Genomic DNA, 19,534 nt, shown 5'->3' with positions numbered 1-19,534 from the left:
GGCCGGCGGCCGGCGGGGCCTTCGAGATGCGCGCTCACCGGGCCCCTCCCTTCGCCTTGCGGAAATATTCGAGATGCAGCCACGGCACCAGCACGGCCAGGACCGCGAGCAGCATCAGCGTGGCGGCCGCCGTGGCGAGGCCGATATTGCCGCGCTCGAACAGGTGATCCATGACGAATTTGGCGGGCATTTCCGTGCCGATGCCCGGCCCGCCCTGCGTCATCGAGACGATCAAGTCGTAGGCCTTGACCACCGCGATCGCCAAAAGGACGACGGAGGTGACGATCATGGGACGCAGCTCCGGCAGGATGATGCTGACGTAGGCGCGCCAGATCGGGATCCCGTCGACGCGCGCCGCCTTGAGGATCTCGCCGTCCACGCTGCGCAGGCCCGCCAGCAGCATGACCATGACAAGCCCGGCGCCCTGCCAGACGGCCGCGATGACCAGTGCGGCGATGGCCGTGCCGGGAGACGAGAGGATGCCGATATGGCTTTCGAGGCCGATCCCCCGCAACGCCGCCTCGATGCCCAGTTGCGGATCGAAGATCCACTGCCAGACGGCACCGGTCACGATGAAGGACAGGGCGTAGGGAAACAGGTAGATCGTGCGCAGGGTATTTTCGAAGCGGACCTTCTGGTCGATCGCCACGGCGGTCAGGAAGCCCAGCACCAGACACCCGAGAATGTAGCACGCGCCATAGATCAGGATGTTGTGGACGGAGACGGTCCAGCGTTCCGTCGCCAGCAGGCGCTCGTATTGCGTTACGCCTGCCCATCTGGCGACCGGCAGCACCTTCGACGTCGTGAACGAGATGGCCACCGTCCAGGCCATGCAACCCAGATAGATGATCACCACGAAGAGCGTGGTCGGCAGCATCGCCACGAATGACGGCAGATGCCTGGAAATTCTCTTGGGCTGCATCCTCGGTCTTCCCGGACAGTGAGCAGGAGGGGACGGGCGGCATCACCGGCCGCCCGTCGACACGTTCGCGTCAGTCGACGCTCGCCAGCACCTTGCCGAGCGCGTCCGAGAATTCCCCGGGCGTCATTGCGGGCGTATTCCAGTAGGCGGTGATCAAGTCGCGGACCGCCCCCAACCCGTCATTCGTCATCAGGAACTGGGGGTTCGGAACCTGCCGTGCCGGATCCTTCAGCACTTCGGCCGCATGCCGGGCGCAGACATCCATGCTCGACACGTCCACATCCTGGCGGATGGGGTTCGAGCCCTTCTTGATGTTGAACGCGATCTGGGTTTCCGGCGCGAACAGCACATGGGCGAGGAGATCCTGCGCCTGCGTGCGCTGGGCATCTTTCAGCTTCGGCATGACGAAGACGTCACCCGACATGATCGAGACTTCCTGGCCCGGGAACAGCGTGCAGCCATATTCCTTGCCGGGCGTCAGCCCCGCAGCCGCGAACTCGCCCTTGGCCCAGTCGCCCATGATCTGAAAGCCAGCCTTGTTGGTGATGACCAGATTGGTCGCATCGTTCCACTTGCGGCTGGCCGCGCCGGAATCGGCGTATTGGCGCAGCTTGCCGAGAACCGCGAAGGCCTCCTGAACCTTGGCGTCCTTCAGCGCCTCGGCATCGCGATCCTTCAGAACGCGAAGGTAGAGCTCGGGCCCGGCGACGCTGACCAGGACCTTCTGGAACACGAAGCGCTCCGCCCAAGAACCGCCGCCGAGCGCCATGGGGATATAGCCGGCAGCCTTGATCTTGTCGGCGGCGGCGAAGAAATCGTCCCAGTTCTGCGGCGGCTCGCCGACTCCCGATTTTTCGAAGACCTCCCTGGAATACCAGATCCAGTTTTCCGTCTGGAGGTTGATCGGAACGGCCATGATCTTGTCGTCGCGGGTGACCGCGTCCAGGAACACCTTCGGAATGACCGCCGCCCATCCTTCTGCCTTGGCGACCGTGTCGACGTCGCGCAGCAGCCCCGCCTCGATCAGCTCCTCGAACGGCTTGCCGGTGTTGAAGTGGGATGCCGATGGCGGATCGCCGCCGATGATGCGGTTCATCGCAGCAGCGAGCAGGGCGTCGTTGCCGGCGATCGCGCGGTCGACCCAGACGCCGCCGGCCGCCGTGAACTTGTCGGCGAACACCTTGGCGGCCGCCGATTCGCCGCCCGATGTCCAAGGGTGCATCACCTCCGCCGTAAGGTCGTCAGCCGATACGGGCGTGGCGAGGGCGCACAACACCAGCGCGGCCCAAACAGGACTTCTCTGCCTGAAATTCATCGATTCCTCCTCCCATCGCCGGCTCTCTCCCCGACGCTTGCGAGCACACCATAGGGATGGTCGATCATTATTGCAAGCAATTTTGGTATTACCAATTTTGACTGCTAGATGCGCTTGGATCGCCACGGCGATCCATCATCGTCGCCGGAACGGGGCCGGCACCGCCGACAATTTTTGTGGCTTCCGGTACCCGTTGAAGTTCATGATCCAAATTACGCCGCTTGGGCATCCTAGACCGGCGGCGGAAGGCAGGTGGATCCATGCGTCAACTGATCGATTTCGCGCCTGGCGCTCCCGGCATCCCCGCCCGGTGGACCTCCAGCGCCAAGAGCGGCGTCGGCACGGCGCTCTCGCTGCAATCGCCCGTCTGGTTCACGCTCAGCCACGGCATCCTCAACGAAATCTATTATCCGCGCGTGGACAGCGCCTGTACGCGCGATTTCGGCCTGCTGGTCACCGGTCCGTCAGGCTATTTCTCCGAGGAGAAGCGCGACTGCATCGCGATGACGACGCGGCAGGCGGACGGCGTTCCGGCCTTCCATGTGGTCAATACCGCCCGTGACGGTCGCTACAGCATCGAAAAGGATGTCGTCAGCGATCCGGCACGCCCCTGCGTCCTCCAGCGCATCACCTTCAAGCCGGCCGAGGGTGCGGTCGGCGATTACGGCGTCTTCGCGCTGCTGGCGCCGCATCTCACCAATGCCGGCATGCAGAATTCGGCCTGGATCGCGGACTATTACGGCGCGCCGTTGCTGATGGCCTGCGGGCGCTCGCGCTATCTGGCGCTGGCGGCTTCCACCCCCTGGAAAGCACGCTCCGCGGGCTATGTCGGCACCTCCGACGGATACCGGCAATTGCGGGAACACGGCACACTGGACCCGTGCTACCAGCGCGCCGACGAAGGCAATGTCGCGTTGACCGGCGAGATCGGCCTGACCGCCGACAACCCGACCGTCGTGCTGGCGCTCGCCTTCGGCCAGTCGGAAACCGAAGCCGCGGCCACCGCGCTCGAAAGCCTCGATGCCGGCTTCGACGTGGCGCAGGACCGCTATCGCGAGAACTGGCACCGCTGGCAGCACGGTCTCGTCGGGCTCGACCGCCCGCATGCGGGGAAGGTCAATGCCTATCGCGTGTCCACCGCCGTGCTGGCCGCCCACCGTGCCGCGGACCGCGCGGGCGCCGTCGTGGCGAGCCTTTCCATCCCGTGGGGCGACAACAAGGGCGACGACGATCTCGGCGGCTACCATCTGGTCTGGCCGCGCGATCTCGTCGAGACGGCGGGCGGTTTCCTCGCCGCCGGGGACAGCCGGGAAGCGCTGGCCATTCTCGACTACCTGCGCGAAGTCCAACTCGCCTCCGGCCATTGGCCGCAGAACCTCTGGCTCGACGGGCGGCCCTACTGGCCCGGCGTGCAGATGGACGAATGCGCGTTTCCCATCCTGCTGGCCGACCTGCTTCACCGCCACCATCATTTGGCCGGCCGGCATCTCGACCGCTTCATACCGATGATCCGCAAGGCAGCGGGCTATCTGGTCGCCAACGGCCCGGCGACCATCCAGGACCGCTGGGAAGAGGATGGCGGCTACAGCCCCTTCACGCTCGCCGTCGAGATCGCCGCCCTCCTCTCCGCCGCCGACCTGATCGAGGCCGAGGGCGACCCGGATGCCGCCGGACACCTGCGCGAAACGGCCGACTGCTGGAACGAGCAGATCGAGAACTGGACCTTAGCCTCAAGGCCGGACATCTGCGAGGCGGCCGGCATCAAGGGCTATTATGTGCGCATCGCCGGCGCGGCCGCGACGGATGTCGCCGCCGCTGCGAACGGCCAGACCGCGATCCGCAACCAGGTTCCCGAAAAGGCCATGCTGCCGGCCTGGGACGTGCTGAGCCCCGATGCGCTGGCGCTGGTGCGGTTCGGGCTGCGTAGGCCGGACGATCCGCGCATTCTCGACACGATCAAGGCGATCGACCACGCGCTCAAGGTGGACTTGCCGCAGGGCCCGCTCTGGTACCGCTATACCGGCGACGGCTATGGAGAGAAGCCGGACGGCGGACCTTTCGACGGCATCGGACAGGGGCGGGTCTGGCCGCTTCTGGCCGGCGAGCGCGCCCATTACGAGTTGGCGGCCGGCCGGCGCGATCGGGCCGAGGCCCTGCTTGCGACGCTGGAGGCATCCGCCGGGATCGAGGGCCTGCTGCCCGAGCAGAGCTGGGACGGCCCGGATGTTCCCGCACGCGAACTGGTCTTCGGCCGGCCATCGGGCAGCGCCATGCCGCTGGTCTGGGCCCATGCCGAGCATATCAAGCTCCTGCGCTCGCTCGCCGACGGCGCGGTCTTCGACATGCCGCCGCAAACGGTCGAGCGCTATATCCGCCGCCGGACGCCCGCCGCCCTGCGCATCTGGCGCTCCGACAACAGGATCGCGACCCTTCCATCCGGCAAGATCCTGCGCCTGGAACTGAACGCGCCGGCACTCGTCCACTGGAGCTTTGATCGCTGGGAGACGACCGGCGACAGCAAGACGCGAGAGACCGCTTTCGGCACCCATGTGGCGGACCTGCCGACCGCCGGGCTTGCGGCCGGGCGGTCCATCCTGTTCACCTTGCTGTGGCTGGGTTCGCAGCAGCGATGGGAAAATGTCGACTACGAGATACGAATCCCGGACGAATGAACATCAGGAACGGAGCTGGCATATGCAATTGGGAATGATCGGGCTGGGCCGCATGGGCGCAAACATGGTGCGGCGTCTCACGAAGGCCGGACATCGATGCGTCGTCTATGACGTCAACCCGCAAAGCGTGGCGGCGCTGGTTGCCGAAGGCGCGACGGGCGCGGAAAGCCTGGACGACCTCGTCGCCAGGCTCTCGCCCCCGCGCGCCGTCTGGCTCATGCTGCCGGCCGCCATCACCGGCGGCATCGCCCGGGACCTCGCCGCCCGCATGGAGGCCGGCGACATGCTGATCGACGGCGGCAATTCCCATTACCGCGACGCGGTCGATCTTGCCGCCGAATTCTCCGCAAGGGGCGTCTTCTTCGTCGATGTCGGCACCAGCGGCGGCGTCTGGGGACTGGAGCGCGGCTACAGCCTGATGATCGGCGGACCGGACGAGGCGGTCGCGCACCTCGACCCGATTTTCGCGGCGCTGGCACCCGGCGCGGACGGAGCGGGCGGAAAAGCCGGCACGGCGGACACCGCGGCACAAGGCTATCTCCATTGCGGCCCGTCGGGCGCCGGCCATTTCGTCAAGATGGTCCATAACGGCATCGAATACGGCATGATGGCCGCCTATGCCGAAGGGCTGAACATTCTGAAAGCCGCAAATGCCGGCAACGAGGCGCGCCCGGCCGACGCGGAAACCGCCCCCCTCGCCCAGCCGCAATATCACAAATTCGACATCGACCTTGCCGCCGTCACCGAAGTGTGGCGCCATGGCAGCGTCATCGGCTCGTGGCTGCTCGATCTTACGGCCGGTATCCTCAAGACGGACCCGACGCTCGCCGACTTCGAGGACCGCGTTTCCGATTCCGGCGAGGGACGCTGGACCCTGCAGGCGGCGGTGGAGACGGGCGTGCCGGCGCCGGTTCTCGCCTCGGCGCTGTTTGCACGCTTCAGCTCGCGCGACAACGACGAATTCGCCAACAAGCTGCTCTCGGCCATGCGCTTCGCCTTCGGCGGGCACGGCAAGGCCCGGTAGATCGAATGACGGAGGCGGTCATGGGTGAGGACAGGTCGGACGCACTGGTGGTCTTCGGCGCGAGCGGCGATCTCGCGCACAGGATGATCCTGCCCTCGCTGTACCAGATGGTGCGGCGAGGGCATCTGAGCGAACCCGTCATCGGCGTCGCGCTCGACGACTGGGATGCCGAGACGCTGGCGGCGCGCGCCCGCGACGGCATCGTCAGGCAGTTCGGTTCGGTGGACGAAGCCGTGTTCGCGAAGTTCAAGGGCCTGCTGCGCTATGTCGGAGGAGACTACAAGGCGGCCGCGACCTTCGAGCGGCTGCGCGCGGCACTGGGCGGCGCGAGCCGGCCGCTCTATTATCTCGCCATACCGCCTTCCCTGTTCGGCACCGTGATCGAGGCCCTCAAGGCCGCCGGCATCGCCAGCCATGCCCGCCTGATGGTGGAAAAGCCCTTCGGCCGCGATCTTGCCTCCGCGCAGGCGCTCAACAAGGAACTGCTCTCGGTCTTCGAGGAACGGTCGGTCTTCCGTATCGACCATTATCTCGGCAAGGAGGCGATCCAGAACCTGCTCTATTTCCGCTTCGCCAACAGCTTCCTCGAGCCCGTCTGGAACCGCAACCACGTGGAGAGCGTGCAGATCACCATGGCCGAGGATTTCGGCGTGGCCGGTCGCGGCAGGTTCTACGACGAGGTGGGCTGCCTGCGCGACGTGATCCAGAATCATCTGGTCAACGTGCTGCTCCTCCTGGCCATGGAGCCGCCCGCGACGAGCGATTCCGACGATCTCAGCGACGAGAAGGTCCAGGTGCTGAAATCGATCCGGCCCTTGCGCGAGGAGGATCTCGTCCGGGGCCAGTTCGACGGCTACCGCGACGAGCCGGGCGTGGCCGCGGGGTCGCCAGTGGAGACCTTCGCCGCCGTGCGGCTCTTCGTCGACACATGGCGCTGGCAGGGCGTTCCCTTCTATATCAGGGCCGGCAAGAACCTGCCGGTGCGCGCCACCGAGGTGGTCCTGCGCTTCAAGCGTCCGCCGATCGCGGTCTTCGACGACACCGGCGCCGCCGATGCCAATTATGTGCGCTTTCGCGTCGGTCCCGAGGTGCTGATCGGCATCGGCGCACGCCGCAAGGCCGCCGGCAGCGACATGATCGGCGAGGACGTGGAACTGGCCGCCGTCGACAGCACGACGGATGACATGCTGCCCTATGAGCGGCTGATCGGCGATGCCATGGACGGCAAGCGGCAACTCTTCACCCGGCGGGATGCCTCGGAGCTCGCCTGGCGCATCGTCGATCCGGTGCTGGACCTGAAAACCCAGCCCGCGCGCTATGCGCCGCACAGCTGGGGGCCTGAAGAGGCAATGAGCGGTTTTGCGCCCCCCGGCGGCTGGGTCGATCCGAAGGCGTGACGGAGGAAGCCATGGACGAGGACCGCAAGCAGCCCGTCGTGCTTTCCGTCGACATCGGCGGATCGCATGTCAAGATCCTCACAAGCGCAGGCGGCGCGCCGCGCCGCATGGTCTCCGGCCCGGACATGGATGCGGCCGCGATGGCCGATGCCCTCGAGCAGCTTGCGCAGGGCCTGCCGTTCGACGTTATTTCGATTGGCTATCCCGGGCCGGTGGTTCATGACAGGATCGTCGCCGAACCGCACAATCTCGCCCGTGGCTGGGTCGCATACGATTTCGCCGGCCGCTTCGGCAAGCCGCTGAAGATCGTCAACGACGCGCTGATGCAGGCGATCGGAAGCTACGACGGCGGGCGCATGCTCTTCCTCGGGCTTGGAACCGGCCTCGGCGCGGCCATGATCGTCGACAACGTGGCCCAGCCGCTGGAAATCGCGCATCTGCCCTACAGGAAGGGACGGACATTCGAGGAGTATCTCGGCAATGCGAGCCTTGAAAAGCGCGGCCGGAAAAAGTGGGAGAAGCATGTCGGCGATGCCGTCGAAAAGCTGACGGAAGCGCTCGAGCCCGACTACGTCGTGATCGGCGGCGGCAATGCCGAAAAGCTGCACCGCCTCCCCGAAAAATCCCGCCGCGGCGATAATATGAACGCCTTCAAGGGCGGCTTCGCCCTCTGGCTCGACCACGATCTTCACGTATGACGAATGGCTTGCGGCATGGGAAGGCGCGGCCCGCCTTCCTGCCGATCCCATCCAGCCATATCGTCATTTGCCGTCTCCCGTCTTGCCGGCCCCGTCCGGCCGGAGCCCCTTCGAGGCTGCAATCGCAACGCCCGCCGCCACGAGTGCGGCAGCCGCCACGATGTAGGCGGCGGATTGCCAGCCGAACCGGTCCAATGCGCTGCCGACGGCCGTGGGGCCGAGGATCTGGCCGAGATTGTTGCCCTGGACGATGAGGCCAAGGACGATGGGAACCATGCCGGCCGCCGGCGCGGCGATCGGAGCGGAGGCAAGCAGGGTCGCCGGAATGAGCCCGCCCACGGCCGAGAACAGCAGGCACAGGCCGAAGGCGACCGCGTCCGGCGCCATGGGAAGGAAGATGCCGAGGCTTGCCAGCCCCATGACGAGGCAGGCCGTGACCAGCAAGGCCGGCCGGCCGACGCCTCTCGTCAGCAACAGGCCCGCTGCCAGATTGCCGATCACGTTCACGGCCGAGGCGAGCGCGCCGAGGAGCCCGGCCGTCTGGTGCGACACGCCGAGCCGCTCCATGAGCAACACCGGCAGGAAGCTGAACACGGCGAAGAACATCAGGCTGTAGAGCGCGAACGTCACGGCGAGCCCGACGGCACCGCCAGCGCCCAGCACGGCAAACGTGTCACGGCGCAGGCGATGCCATGGCAGGGGCTGGCCCTCCTCGCCGCCGGGAACGACAAGTGGCACGAGCAGGCAGATCGCCAGGGCCAGCGCGCTGCTCGCCCACCACATCATCCGCCAGTCCTCGAAGAGCGGGCCTGCCAGCATCGCCGCCGCCATGCCGACCGGCATGAAGCAGCTCCAGAGCGAAAAGGCGAGGTCGCGATCCGATGGCCGCACGACACGATCCAGAAGCGACGGCGCCGCAACCGTGACCAGCAGGAAGCCGGCCCCCTCGATCACGCGCGCCACAAGAAGGCCGGCCAAACCTGTGACCAGCGCGCCGATCGCAGCGCCGGCCATCGTCACCAGCAGCCCCGTGATCATGACGCGCCTTGCGCCGAACCGGCCGACAAGCGCCCCGGTCGCAATGCCGCCGGCAAGCCCGATCGCCGCGAAAATCCCGGCCAGCCAGCCGATCGCAGTCAAGCCGATCCCGAGATCGTTCTGCAGCAGGGGTGCGGCAATCGCCGCCTTCCCCACCTGCAATGCGGCAACGATCCCGGCCCCGACGATCAGGATCACGGCAGGCCATCGCGTGGCGGAAGACGTCCGCATCGTCGTAACGGCGTGCATCACGCCCCCCTCGCCGCGCGGCCGGCAGCCAGCGCGCAAGCGATCTCGGCAACATGCCGGCCCTGGAAGCGTGCGCCCGCAAGTTCGTTCTCGCTGGGATCGCGATGTCCGCCTTTTCCGTCATCCGCCAGGGTGGAGGCGCCATAGGGCGAGCAGCCGGTGATCTCGTCCATGCGCATCTGGCCCTTGAAGCTGTAGGGCAGGCCGACGACGATCATGCCGAGATGGAACAGCACGGTCTGCGTGGATTGTATCGTCGTTTCCTGCCCGCCATGCTGGCTGCCGGTCGAGGTGAAGACGCCGCCCACCTTGCCGACGAGCCTGTCCGCGAACCAAAGCCCGCCGGTCTGATCGAGGAAATTCTTCATCTGCGACGCCATGTTGCCGAAACGCGTGGGCGTGCCGATGATGATGGCGTCATGGTCGGCAAGCTCGTCGATGGCGGCAACCGGTGCGGCCTGATCGGCCTTGTAACCAGAGCTTGCGGCCACCCCTTCGGGTACCAGCTCCGGCACGCGCCTGATCGCCACCGAGGCGCCCGCCGCACGGACGCCGTCCGCCACGGCCAGCGCCATCGTCTCGATATGTCCGTAGGAAGAATAGTAGAGAACCAGCACCTTCGTCATCGCATCACCTCGCATCGATTGTGTTCAAGGCGGAGGTTGCCGCATATTCATGAGCCGTTTAAGTGATATAAATTGCATTAAAACGATCATCAGGAGTGATCATGCTGGATGCCCTGACGCTGGATCAGATCCGCACCTTCGTCACCATCGCCGATAGCGGCAGCTTCCGTTCCGCCGCCAGGAAGCTGTCGCGCGTTCAGTCGGGCGTGAGCGTCGCCATCGCCAATCTGGAGGCCACGCTCGGCGTCGCGCTGTTCGACCGCTCGGGACACCGGCCCGTCCTGACGCCGCAGGGCCATGTGCTGCTCGGCAATGCGCGCGACATCATTCTGCGTGTGGATGTGCTGCGGGCGCAGGCCCGCGGCTTTGCGGACGGCGTTGAAACGGAGCTCGGCATATCCGTCGACACGCTCTACCCCACGCAGACGGTTGCCCGCGCGATTTCGCAGATGCGACACCACTTCCCCTCCGTTGCCATGCGGGTCTGGGCCGAGCCGATGGGCGGCCCCCTTGATGCGCTACGGAAAAAACGCTGCACGCTCACCATCATGGTCGGGGAAGATTTCCGCGACCCGCGCATCAGGTTCGAGCCCCTGACCTCCATCAGCCAGGTCACCGTGGTGGCGTCGACGCATCCGCTGGCTGGACACCATACGGAGCATTCGCTGGAAGTCATGGATATTGCCGATCACCTGCAGATCGTCCTGTCCGACCCGTCCCACATATCCGAGGGCCGGGAATTCGGCGTGGTTTCGCCTCAGACCTGCCGCGTCAACACGCAGGACACCAAATACAATCTCATTCTGGGCGGTGCCGGCTGGGGGCGGCTGCCCCTCTGGCTCGTCGAGAGGGACCTGGAACAGGGCAGGCTGGTGCGACTCAATGTCAGCGCGATGGGACGCAATGGAGAAACTACGTCCAGCGTCTATGTCGCCCACCGCCGGGACGAGGCGCTGGGGCCGGCGGCGCAGCAGCTCGCGGATCTCTTGATCGCCTCCGGCGAGGACGACCACCTTCAGGCCTGATCGGGCCCGAAGGCGGCCCCGGTGAGGTTCAGGCGCGTGCCGCCAGTCTTGGACTGTCGGCCAGTTTCAGCCAGACGACACCCGCGATGATGACCGCCAGCCAGAGCGCCTGCACCGGCGTCAAGGGCTGATCGAGCAGGACGCTCCCGAACACGGCCGCCCCGACCGAGCCGATCCCGGCCCAGACCGCATAGCCTATCCCCACGTCGATCGTCCTGAGGGCTGCGCTGAGGAAATAGAGGGTGAGAAGGAAGAATATCGCCGCGGCGATGGACCAGCCCGGTATCGTGAAGGCCTGGCTGCCGCCCACGCTGAGCGCATAGCCGATCTCGAAAAGGCCGGCGAGCAGCAGCATGCCCCACGCACTGCCCTTGCTGGGTGTTCTGCCTGTCGTTTCCATGATGTTCGATTGCCTCTTGTCTGCATGGGAATGTTGGGGATCGGGACCGGACGCCCTGCGTTCACGCGGCGCCGCTCAGGTGCAGACCGACGACGCCGCCGATGACCAGCAGCATTCCAAGGGTCTTTTTCCAGTTCAGGCTCTGGCCGAAGAACAGGACGCCCAGCACGACGATCCCGACGCCCGATACCGACGTCCAGATCGCATAGCCGACACCGACGTCGAAGGTGAGCAGCGCCAGACCGAGGAAGAAGGTGGCGATCGCCCCGCTGACGAGGGTCGCGACGGTCCACCACAGCCTGGTGAAGCCCCTGGCATTGCCCGCGCTGACCGCAACGGCGATTTCGAATAACACGGCGATCCCAAGATAAATCCAGCTCATAGTTGCATCCTTTGCTGTTGCCGAAGGGCCGGCGAAAACCCGCGCGCGGCGGATCCCGTACCCCTTCAGAAAAATGCAACGTCCAGCGCCACGACCTTGACTTTCACGCTGACGCGCCCGCTGTCGAGAGTCGACAGATCCAGCAGCGAACGGAACAGCCGGGACACGCTGTTCAGCGATCGGTCGATATTGGCGACCATCTGCCGCTGCTCGCTATCGAGGCCGGTATCCCTGAGGCAGGCGGTGAATAGACTGATCGCATGAATCGGCTGGCGCAGGTCGTGGCTGGCCTGGGCGAGAAAACGCGATTTGGCGAGGTTCGCCTCGAGCGCGGCGTCGCGCGCCCGGTGCAGCCGGGTCAGCAGCGTATGTGCATAGGCTGGCACCAGAACCATGGTGAGGAACAGCGTCAGCGTCATATAGGGAAGCGCGCGCCAGTACGGGTTGATCGCCGCGACGATGAGCAAGGACCATAAAGCCGCGGCCACCGCAGCCAGATGATAGCGTGGCCCGTAGCGAAATCCGTTGCCGAGCGTGACCCATAACAGCAGCGCATAAAGCGGCATCAATGTCCCGCCGCCGAACGCCATGGCGATGACAAGCGCCGTGTAATCGTGCGCCATGCCGACGATGCGACGGCGATGGCTGATGCCCGGCTTGTCCACCACGGCGATGAGGATGAGAACGGATGTCACGGCAATGACGAGGCACAGCCCGATGATGATCCAGCGAAACGCGTCGGGTATGTGCCTGTTCAGCGCTTCGCGGGCCATGTAGGCGATCCCGAGAAACACGATGACGACCCGGATGGTCGCCTGCGAGCGCTCGGTATCGTAACCTTCGTTCCTGTTGGAAGCGGCGGCGGAAGCATCGAACGAATTCTTCATCGGCGCCTCGAAAAGAGCATCTGATAATAAGAAGTCTAGCACATTGCCCGTCGTTTCTAATGCTTCAGCCAAAAAGCACGGCCTGCTCAAAGCGCCGATGTCGTGAGAATCCAACGAAGGACGAATTATCGACCATGGATTTCAGCCATCGAATGCTTCCGGAAACAGGGCGCGCGCTTCGCGCTCCTCGACGACATGCGCCTCGCGTTCCCCATCCTCCCATCAGGCAGCACAGAACCGGCAGCGGCGAAGATGCGCATGCATGCGAACGCTCGTAACAATGAGTTCGGGGTTGTCGGCCTTCCCGGACAGGATGCCCTGCCGGCAGCGGTCGCAGCCTTGCATGAACCAGTCGCGATCGCCCACCATCCGCCCCTCCCAAATACGCATCGCTTTCGGCCATGATCCGGCCTCGCCTCATCCCGGCCGCCGATTCTAGCGCCCACTGTTTCGTGTTGAACCCGTACATCCGTACGTCGTGGCTCCTCGCCTGCCGGCTGATATCATCGCTGGAATGCGGTAGTCTGCCGGAGGAGCGATGGCGGCGTCATCGGCGAGGACATGGGAACAGGCGCCCAGGATATAGGCTTCGAACCGGGCCGCGTCGACCGATACGCCGCGCCGGCCAATGGGGAGCCGCAGCGAACGGCAAGCTGGCGCAGCTTTGCAATCGTCGCCGCGCTCGCGACCGCCTGCGCGTTGCCGACGACAGCTTCGACAGGTGAGCTTTTCGCCGGCATCTGGGCCGAAAACTGTTCCAGCCTGTCCGGTAGTACCTTCATCTTTCATGACGGCGACAGGGTGAGGATCGTCGATCTCGATTGCCGCATCGTAGCCTGGAAACGGATGTCCGACCGTTATGCTTCGGATCTCGCATGCACTCTCGACGGGGTGCCGCGTCAAACCCATATCGAGGTCACGACCATGGGTAAGTGGCTTCACATCACCATGGGCGGCCTGAGCCGGGTGGTAGAGCCATGCCCATAGGCCCGATTTTCAGAAGAACACGGCGGAAATCCCTCATGCCCGCGCTGGTAGCGACGATGCTGATCGTCTGCGGGGCGACCTGTCCATCAACCTCGGAGGCGAACGCCGCCTCCGGCTCCGGCAAGGTCTCCGGCAGCCAACGAGCCGTCGTTCTCGCCAATGGAGGCGCGGCGTTGCCCTATACGGTCGCCGATCCGGCGCAGATGGCGATCATAGGCATCGCACGCGCCGAGGCGGAGCGCCGTGTCGGCCGCAAGTTGTTGCTGAAGGTCACCAGCCTGCGCCGGAAGGACGGCTGGGCTTTCCTGTTCTCGACCATGATCGACGAAAACGGCGATCCGCTCGATCTCACCGGCACCATCTTGGAGGATGCCGCGCGCGCGGGCGTCGCATCCCGCGTCTTCTGCACCTTGCTGAAGCAGGATGCCGGCACATGGAGGATCGTCGAAAGCTGCCTCGGCGTGACCGATGTCGCCTGGACGGGATGGGACGGAAAATACGGCGCGCCTCCGGAGATATTCGAGTTTGACGCAGACGACTGAGCGCGCGTGCATCGGACGAGGCAGGGGCCAACCCATGTCGAGAATGATATCCGCATCCGCCGTGATCGTGGCGATCCCGGTCTTTTGCCGGGCGGTCCACCTGTCGATCCCCACAGCGAACGCCGCCTCCGATCCCGAAAACTGTTCAGCGACCGGCAGGCCGTAGACCTCGCCAAGGCGATTGCCGCCAACGATCCCTCGAAGGTCCGCGACCTCGTCGGGAAGGTCGTCCATCACACGACCGGCACGGCACATTGACGCACAGGATGGCGGTTGCGCCGACGCGAAGCCTCGGCCCCATAAGCTCCCCTTCATGCGCGACTGCTGCCGGAAGATCAAACGACGAGAACGGTCGATCCGATGGCGCATCTCGCGATCCTAGCGATGCGCACTATCCGTCGCATATTGCTGGCCAACCGAACGTGCGCGATCCAGATACCACTGGTCTGCATTTGCCTCACCGTCGCTGCGCACGCGGCGTCGATATTCCTGCGCCATCGAGCCAAGCTCCGTCCCCAGGCTCGTTGCCGCCGTAGTGAGCCATTGCGCTGCCGCCGGTTTGCCGTCGGTCGTGGTGCGGCGCCGGAATTCAGAATGCAGCGGAGCGATCGCGGCGTCAAACGTCCGATCGACGATCGAACGCGCGCGGGTCTGAACGGGAACCGATCGTCGGTCCGGCTGCTTACCTTGCCCTCGCTCCGCGTCGGCACGGGCACGTTCCCGGTTAAGGCTGTCATTCTGGATCGACGACATGATGAGGGCATTGCCGGCGTTCCAATCCATGACGTATTGAGCGTACGCCGGAACGGAAAGCCCAAGACCAGATACAATCATTGCGAATGTTGCCGCCGTACGGAGTTTCATCGCCTCTCCAGCCCTCGCCGGACACTTTTTGTCCGTCCGAACATAGAGCAGCAGTGCCGTCATGACATAGCGTACACATGTACAGGTATCGAAGATCGACGCGCGAAACCTATGATGCGCTGGCGACTGAATCGAATTTGTCAGGCAACGCCTCCGTCGATCGCTGGCGGCGATACCGCGGAGTTGATAGCCTTTCGACCGCCTATCCGTTCGGGAGTCCTACCATGTCGACTGCTGCCCGCCTTCTTCGACATAGTCTTTCCGGGCTTGCGTCAAAAGCCGTCTTGTCGATCCTGCTTGCGCTTGGCGGCATCGCCACCGGCCACGCGGACACAATCACGCTCAAGCCGCAGGGTGAATATGCCAGCATCGATACAAGTCTGGCCGTACAGACCATGAAGCAACTCACCCAGGGCACAGAGGAGGAGCGCATACGAACCGCACGCGCCGTCATCGCCTCCCCGCAGAATTATGCTCCACCCGTATTCTACGTGCTGTCTTCATTGCTGTTCGCATCCGGGCTCAAGGACGAGGCCGCCTTCTGGTTCTATGCCGGCCAGTTGCGCGCGCGTTTCGATGCCAATCGTTGCGCTGATGTCAGCGCCCGCTCGGCAGTTTCTGTGCTGAACGACCGATACGGAACACCGATCAACCAGTACACGTTCAAAAATCCCGATAAGCTCGCCGCGCTGGTCGAGAAGGTCATCAAATGGGACCGCGACACGCCGCATAACTACGATCATCGCTGGATCAATCTGAGCGGCATGGGCGCGACGACCTCAGCGATGGGGAAGGCATCTCCCGGCACGCCCCTCAGCCTGCCCGAAGGGCAATGGGAGACGATCGCGGAGAAAACCCGGACTGACTATCTGAACGGACTGCGCGAAGCGCTGAAACAGGCAAAGTAGAGCGCCATGCGGTGTCCAGTCCGCCTTCTTACCATCGGCCTCATAAGCCTGTACGCCGCCACGGTATCCGCCGCGGAGGCCCGCGCCCGGAAGATCGAGCCGATCTTCGCAAAAGCGGATATGCTTGCCGAGCGCGACCGTCTGCTGGTGCGCGCTGCCGGCTCGGGCCTTTGTCCCGGCCCGCAATGCCCCGGAGACGGTGCGTTCGAGGCGACCCTCGTCCCGATCGGCCGCGGGCGGGATATGCTCATCATCCGCTTCCCGTCCGGCGGCACCTGCGGCTCTTATGAATTCGCGGTCTACGGGCCTGCCGGCAAGGACGATCGACGCCTTTCGGACCGCGAGGCAAACGCGCTGCTGAACGAATGCGCGGAGAGGCTCGCCATCATGCCCGGTGGCACGACCCTGCCCGACATCGTCACCGGCGCCCTGATCGAGCGCAATGCTGCACAAGGCCCCGTGGCGCAGGCCACGATCTGGCGCTGGACGGGGAATGCCTATGGTGTCGTTCGGCGCGTCCGGACCCCACCGGAGATCGAGCCGTGAGGGGCCTGTCATCCGGGCAAGCGCGTCTCGAAGCGGATCCCGGCGGCAGGGAAAACGAAGCGGACCAGGGACGAGTCCGGACTCCAGCGGATCACGCTGACTGACGAGCGCGATCCGAAATACGGCCCGGGAAGCGGAGAACCCTTGTATTCATACGCGATATCCGGCCCCTCGACGCGAATGGTGAACCAGCGGCGCGAGCGCCCGGTCCAGAAGTCCTCGGCGAAATTGTCCATAATCGCAGCGGTATAGTTGCCGTCCGGCGACGGGCGCATCTCGCCCGTCCCGATCGGCACCGACTGAAACCAATGCCAGCCAGCTGCTCAAGCGAGAGCGATCAACACGGCGGCAAGAAGCAACCCGAGGCGTTTCGATGAGCGTGGCCGGGCGTCATATCCATCCTTCCAGGTTCTCACGATCGGACATCATGCCGTCGGTCGTTTAGCGGGCGGCCGCCCGGTAGGTCACATGGACACCGTCCACATGGTCAGCCTGTTTGAATATGCGCGATCTTGCAGCGTAGCTGACGAGAAGACGATCGACGGCCAGCCAGTTCACTTCGACCCAGGGCCCGCCCCATGGCCCTGCGGACGCCGCCCCATGATCGTCGTCGGCGCGGAAGGCGTTGCCTGCGCCGGACGGCTCTTCGCCGCGGGCAACGATGGACATCTGCGTCGAGAAGCCGGTGGTCGCTCCGCAATCCCGTTGGAACAAAACGGCGCTGTGCTTGCCGTCGGGGGCTTCGCTGCGCGAGACCAGGGTGTTACGGCATGCATCCGAGCACCCCGCAAGCATGGGCAGGAATGCGACAATGAGGAGCAACCGCATGCCGCCGGCCTCCCGCCCGGACTTCGCCGATCTCGTTTCGCTCATGACCGTCTCGCTACGCCAGCCTAGTCCAAGGATTGGCCGCCTCTGGGAATGGAGACGATCAGGAGCTTGAACGGCAGGTCCGCAAGGCATCCTCTTCGGGTCAGGAGCGCGACCGACAGATAGCGCGCCGGCCATCCGTCGCTGCGCCAAGTCACCGACCGAAACGCCCTTTCGAGCTCCGGCGAGCTATCGACGACCTTCCACCTCCCGGTCAGCTGCTTTTGGAAATGCGCCTCGATCCGCCCCCAGTCTGCGTCTGGCGGGATGCCGTAGAGACGATCCTGAAAGGACTGGAACAGGCTGCGGACACGCGCGCGGTAGTCGAATTCGGCATTGTCGATCAGCAGATTGCAGGCAACCGGCGCAATACTGACGGCCGGATCGGCGCCCGGAAACGGCTGAATCTTCTGCTTTGGCGGCAACGGTCCCGCGCAACCCGCAAGCGTCAGCAAGACGAGACACGACGATTTTGCAAGGCTTCTTCGCGCGACTGATCTCACCATATCGGAGCTGCCGTCCTCGATTACCCTCTGGCCAGCGTTTTCCTTCATCGGTCACGACGAAGGGAAGCATACTGGATAGCAGCTTTAGGATATCCGCTCGCCCCGTACATCTGTACATCATGGCGAACGGGGCCGCGCACGCTAGAATCGGCGCGGAGATGATCTCGGGATCGTCTATCCCGAGCACAGCAAAAACAGGCCGATATGCGCTTCAACCCCATGGTCAGATTTGGCCTTTTTCTTGCGGTTACTGCGGCTCCCGCCTATGCTCAGGACAGCCTGGGCATGACGATGAACTGGAACTCCGGGAATATTTACGGGATGGGGGTGATGTCCTCGATCCAGACCGATCGCCTGGCAAAGCAGGGCGAGCGTCGGAGAGATCACCCTTCCCGAAACACGACGCAATCATCCAGCCTCTCGTCAGGAACCGTGCCGGAGCCGACAATGAAACAGGCCGAGGATGCGGTATATGCCATATTGGATCAGGAAATCGCGCGGCGTAAATCGGCTGAGGGCGATGCCAATGCTACAACTTGGGCACGCACGGCCGGAGCAGCCATCGGCGTCGAAGTCGGCAAGCTCAAACCCGAATATCTGAAGCGGGCGGCTGCGGGCGGGCAAGCCGATGCCGATCGATGGATCGTCGTCCGATCCCGCGAGATTGCGACGCGCTACATCGACGAGGGACGCCGGTAGCGATTTTGCGTGATGCAGGCGACCGGACGAACCGTAATGGGATCGGCGTACAATGACCTTGGCCGAACAGATGAACGACCTGATCCAGGCGGGCGACTATCGGCGTGTGGTCGACCTTGGGATAGCCGCATCGCTGACCGGCCGGCTGGAACCGGAGGCCTTTCAGGCCCTCTTGCGCATGACAGCCAGGCTGCGATCGGCGTGCATCGATCTGGCCCTCCGGAAAGCGGATAGCGGGCCTGAATATGAAGCGTTGGAAGCAATTCTCATCGAGGCAAACAAGCTGACCGGCGAGGACATGTATGGCCGGCGCAGAATGTGACTGCCCCGAGATCGGCCATGCCCCCAGCCAGCTAACGTCTTCCTGAGTGTCTGCCTTACTCAAGGCGTCGGCTTAAACATCAGGACGACGGAAAGAGCCACCAAAAGCGGCCCCATCCATCGGAAATGTCGCGTGAGCTGCCGTACCCACGACTGGGGGTGTGCACGGGGGTGGCCGGGAACGTCGAGATAGCCAAAACCTACCGCCGACATCCATAAACCAGCACCAAACGTGATGAACTGGTCAACCGCCAATTCTGTATTCTCCCGCCATCGAGCCGGACTCTATTTCCGGCAATACGCCACAGGACTCACCATTCGTCCATCTTCTTCTCGACGTCTTTCTCCAAAAATCGGCGCAACACATCGACCGCATTTACGGAATGCGCGCGGCTCACGGCTGTCATAGCCTTCAACTGTCGATTCAAAATCGGGGCCTGTTGTGCTGTCGCCGCCGGACGCCCATTCGCCCCGGTCTTCGATCCATTCCACGGCTTCACATGTCTCGCTTCATATAGTATAGTCCCCTATATTATATGAAGCTGAAGGTAGCCATCACCGTGTCCCACACCATCCGCGACAAAGAGAAGCTGATCGCCCGCGTTCGTCGCCTCAAGGGCCAGTTCGAGGGGATCGAGCGCGCGCTTGAGGCAGGG

General features: G+C 64.4%; 23 protein-coding genes. 12 read left to right on the top strand and 11 right to left on the bottom strand.

Annotation, left to right across the window (positions count from 1 at the left end; genetic code table 11):
* Positions 1-34: 34 nt before the first annotated feature.
* Together ACZ1A1_RS24095 and ACZ1A1_RS24090 are read right to left on the bottom strand one after the other, a co-directional pair.
* Positions 35-922: a carbohydrate ABC transporter permease gene (locus ACZ1A1_RS24095; protein WP_463621921.1), complete on the bottom strand. Its 888-nt coding sequence runs from the start codon at positions 920-922 to the stop codon at positions 35-37.
* A gap of 70 nt (positions 923-992) precedes the next feature.
* Positions 993-2,237: an ABC transporter substrate-binding protein gene (locus ACZ1A1_RS24090; RefSeq protein ID WP_463621920.1), complete on the bottom strand. Its 1,245-nt coding sequence runs from the start codon at positions 2,235-2,237 to the stop codon at positions 993-995.
* A 260-nt stretch (positions 2,238-2,497) separates the two neighbouring features.
* Between ACZ1A1_RS24090 and ACZ1A1_RS24085 the strand changes: the two genes are divergently transcribed.
* Genes ACZ1A1_RS24085 through ACZ1A1_RS24070 form a run of 4 tightly spaced genes read left to right on the top strand, consistent with a single transcriptional unit; the run spans position 2,498 to position 8,028 of the window.
* Complete coding sequence (locus ACZ1A1_RS24085) at positions 2,498-4,909, top strand: glucan 1,4-alpha-glucosidase (RefSeq protein WP_463621919.1); 2,412 nt, start codon at positions 2,498-2,500, stop codon at positions 4,907-4,909.
* Positions 4,875-5,933: a phosphogluconate dehydrogenase (NAD(+)-dependent, decarboxylating) gene (gene gnd / locus ACZ1A1_RS24080; protein ID WP_463621918.1), complete on the top strand. Its 1,059-nt coding sequence runs from the start codon at positions 4,875-4,877 to the stop codon at positions 5,931-5,933. The genes ACZ1A1_RS24085 and gnd overlap by 35 nt, the downstream gene beginning before the upstream one ends.
* Positions 5,934-5,953: 20 nt before the next feature.
* Complete coding sequence (gene zwf / locus ACZ1A1_RS24075; protein ID WP_463621917.1) at positions 5,954-7,330, top strand: glucose-6-phosphate dehydrogenase; 1,377 nt, start codon at positions 5,954-5,956, stop codon at positions 7,328-7,330.
* A gap of 11 nt (positions 7,331-7,341) precedes the next feature.
* The gene (locus tag ACZ1A1_RS24070) at positions 7,342-8,028 is read left to right on the top strand and encodes an ROK family protein (RefSeq protein WP_463621916.1); all 687 of its coding nucleotides are present in this window, start codon (positions 7,342-7,344) and stop codon (positions 8,026-8,028) included.
* Between the two features lie 63 nt (positions 8,029-8,091).
* Here ACZ1A1_RS24070 and ACZ1A1_RS24065 read toward each other — a convergent pair whose 3' ends face one another.
* Positions 8,092-9,264: an MFS transporter gene (locus ACZ1A1_RS24065; protein ID WP_463621915.1), complete on the bottom strand. Its 1,173-nt coding sequence runs from the start codon at positions 9,262-9,264 to the stop codon at positions 8,092-8,094.
* Between the two features lie 50 nt (positions 9,265-9,314).
* Positions 9,315-9,941: an NAD(P)H:quinone oxidoreductase gene (gene wrbA, locus ACZ1A1_RS24060; RefSeq protein ID WP_463621914.1), complete on the bottom strand. Its 627-nt coding sequence runs from the start codon at positions 9,939-9,941 to the stop codon at positions 9,315-9,317.
* A 101-nt stretch (positions 9,942-10,042) separates the two neighbouring features.
* On the opposite strand from wrbA, the gene ACZ1A1_RS24055 reads away from it, so the two are divergent.
* The gene (locus tag ACZ1A1_RS24055; protein ID WP_463621947.1) at positions 10,043-10,966 is read left to right on the top strand and encodes a LysR family transcriptional regulator; all 924 of its coding nucleotides are present in this window, start codon (positions 10,043-10,045) and stop codon (positions 10,964-10,966) included.
* A gap of 28 nt (positions 10,967-10,994) precedes the next feature.
* On the opposite strand, the gene ACZ1A1_RS24050 is transcribed toward ACZ1A1_RS24055, so the two are convergent.
* From ACZ1A1_RS24050 to ACZ1A1_RS24040, 3 genes are all read right to left on the bottom strand, one after another.
* Entirely contained in the window at positions 10,995-11,366 is a 372-nt protein-coding gene (locus ACZ1A1_RS24050; protein WP_463621913.1) for a DMT family transporter, read from the bottom strand.
* 61 nt (positions 11,367-11,427) lie between these two features.
* The gene (locus tag ACZ1A1_RS24045) at positions 11,428-11,748 is read right to left on the bottom strand and encodes a DMT family transporter (protein WP_463621912.1); all 321 of its coding nucleotides are present in this window, start codon (positions 11,746-11,748) and stop codon (positions 11,428-11,430) included.
* A 65-nt stretch (positions 11,749-11,813) separates the two neighbouring features.
* Positions 11,814-12,635, bottom strand: a complete 822-nt coding sequence (locus ACZ1A1_RS24040; RefSeq protein ID WP_463621911.1) for a sensor histidine kinase — start codon at positions 12,633-12,635, stop codon at positions 11,814-11,816.
* A 561-nt stretch (positions 12,636-13,196) separates the two neighbouring features.
* On the opposite strand from ACZ1A1_RS24040, the gene ACZ1A1_RS24035 reads away from it, so the two are divergent.
* Entirely contained in the window at positions 13,197-13,622 is a 426-nt protein-coding gene (locus ACZ1A1_RS24035; protein ID WP_463621910.1) for a hypothetical protein, read from the top strand.
* A gap of 35 nt (positions 13,623-13,657) precedes the next feature.
* Complete coding sequence (locus ACZ1A1_RS24030; RefSeq protein WP_463621909.1) at positions 13,658-14,164, top strand: hypothetical protein; 507 nt, start codon at positions 13,658-13,660, stop codon at positions 14,162-14,164.
* Between the two features lie 378 nt (positions 14,165-14,542).
* Here the strand turns inward: ACZ1A1_RS24030 and ACZ1A1_RS24025 are convergent, their stop codons facing one another.
* A complete protein-coding gene (locus ACZ1A1_RS24025) occupies positions 14,543-15,028 on the bottom strand; it encodes a hypothetical protein (RefSeq protein WP_463621908.1) in 486 nt (161 codons plus the stop codon).
* Positions 15,029-15,252: 224 nt separating this feature from the next.
* Here ACZ1A1_RS24025 and ACZ1A1_RS24020 point away from each other — a divergent pair, with 224 nt between their 5' ends.
* Both ACZ1A1_RS24020 and ACZ1A1_RS24015 read left to right on the top strand, forming a co-directional pair.
* The gene (locus ACZ1A1_RS24020) at positions 15,253-15,936 is read left to right on the top strand and encodes a hypothetical protein (protein ID WP_463621907.1); all 684 of its coding nucleotides are present in this window, start codon (positions 15,253-15,255) and stop codon (positions 15,934-15,936) included.
* Positions 15,937-16,056: 120 nt separating this feature from the next.
* Positions 16,057-16,482, top strand: coding sequence for a hypothetical protein (locus ACZ1A1_RS24015; RefSeq protein WP_463621906.1), 426 nt, complete (start codon positions 16,057-16,059; stop codon positions 16,480-16,482).
* An 8-nt stretch (positions 16,483-16,490) separates the two neighbouring features.
* Here ACZ1A1_RS24015 and ACZ1A1_RS24010 read toward each other — a convergent pair whose 3' ends face one another.
* The 3 genes from ACZ1A1_RS24010 to ACZ1A1_RS24000 all read right to left on the bottom strand — a co-directional run bounded on the left by ACZ1A1_RS24010 (position 16,491) and on the right by ACZ1A1_RS24000 (position 17,807).
* On the bottom strand, positions 16,491-16,757 hold the full coding sequence (locus ACZ1A1_RS24010; RefSeq protein WP_463621905.1) for a hypothetical protein: 267 nt from the start codon (positions 16,755-16,757) through the stop codon (positions 16,491-16,493).
* A gap of 166 nt (positions 16,758-16,923) precedes the next feature.
* Complete coding sequence (locus ACZ1A1_RS24005) at positions 16,924-17,355, bottom strand: hypothetical protein (protein ID WP_463621904.1); 432 nt, start codon at positions 17,353-17,355, stop codon at positions 16,924-16,926.
* A 20-nt stretch (positions 17,356-17,375) separates the two neighbouring features.
* Positions 17,376-17,807 (bottom strand): hypothetical protein, encoded by a 432-nt coding sequence (locus ACZ1A1_RS24000; protein WP_463621903.1) that lies wholly within the window; start codon positions 17,805-17,807, stop codon positions 17,376-17,378.
* 336 nt (positions 17,808-18,143) lie between these two features.
* Here ACZ1A1_RS24000 and ACZ1A1_RS23995 point away from each other — a divergent pair, with 336 nt between their 5' ends.
* The 3 genes from ACZ1A1_RS23995 to ACZ1A1_RS23985 all read left to right on the top strand — a co-directional run.
* The gene (locus tag ACZ1A1_RS23995) at positions 18,144-18,557 is read left to right on the top strand and encodes a hypothetical protein (RefSeq protein WP_463621902.1); all 414 of its coding nucleotides are present in this window, start codon (positions 18,144-18,146) and stop codon (positions 18,555-18,557) included.
* Between the two features lie 52 nt (positions 18,558-18,609).
* Positions 18,610-18,879: a hypothetical protein gene (locus tag ACZ1A1_RS23990; protein WP_415216081.1), complete on the top strand. Its 270-nt coding sequence runs from the start codon at positions 18,610-18,612 to the stop codon at positions 18,877-18,879.
* Positions 18,880-19,438: 559 nt separating this feature from the next.
* A partial coding sequence (locus ACZ1A1_RS23985; protein ID WP_463621946.1) for a metal-sensing transcriptional repressor occupies positions 19,439-19,534 on the top strand: 96 nt, incomplete at its 3' end.

This window comes from Shinella sp. R2-11 (genome assembly GCF_055330205.1).
This window is presented reverse-complemented; position numbering and strand designations above follow the sequence as displayed.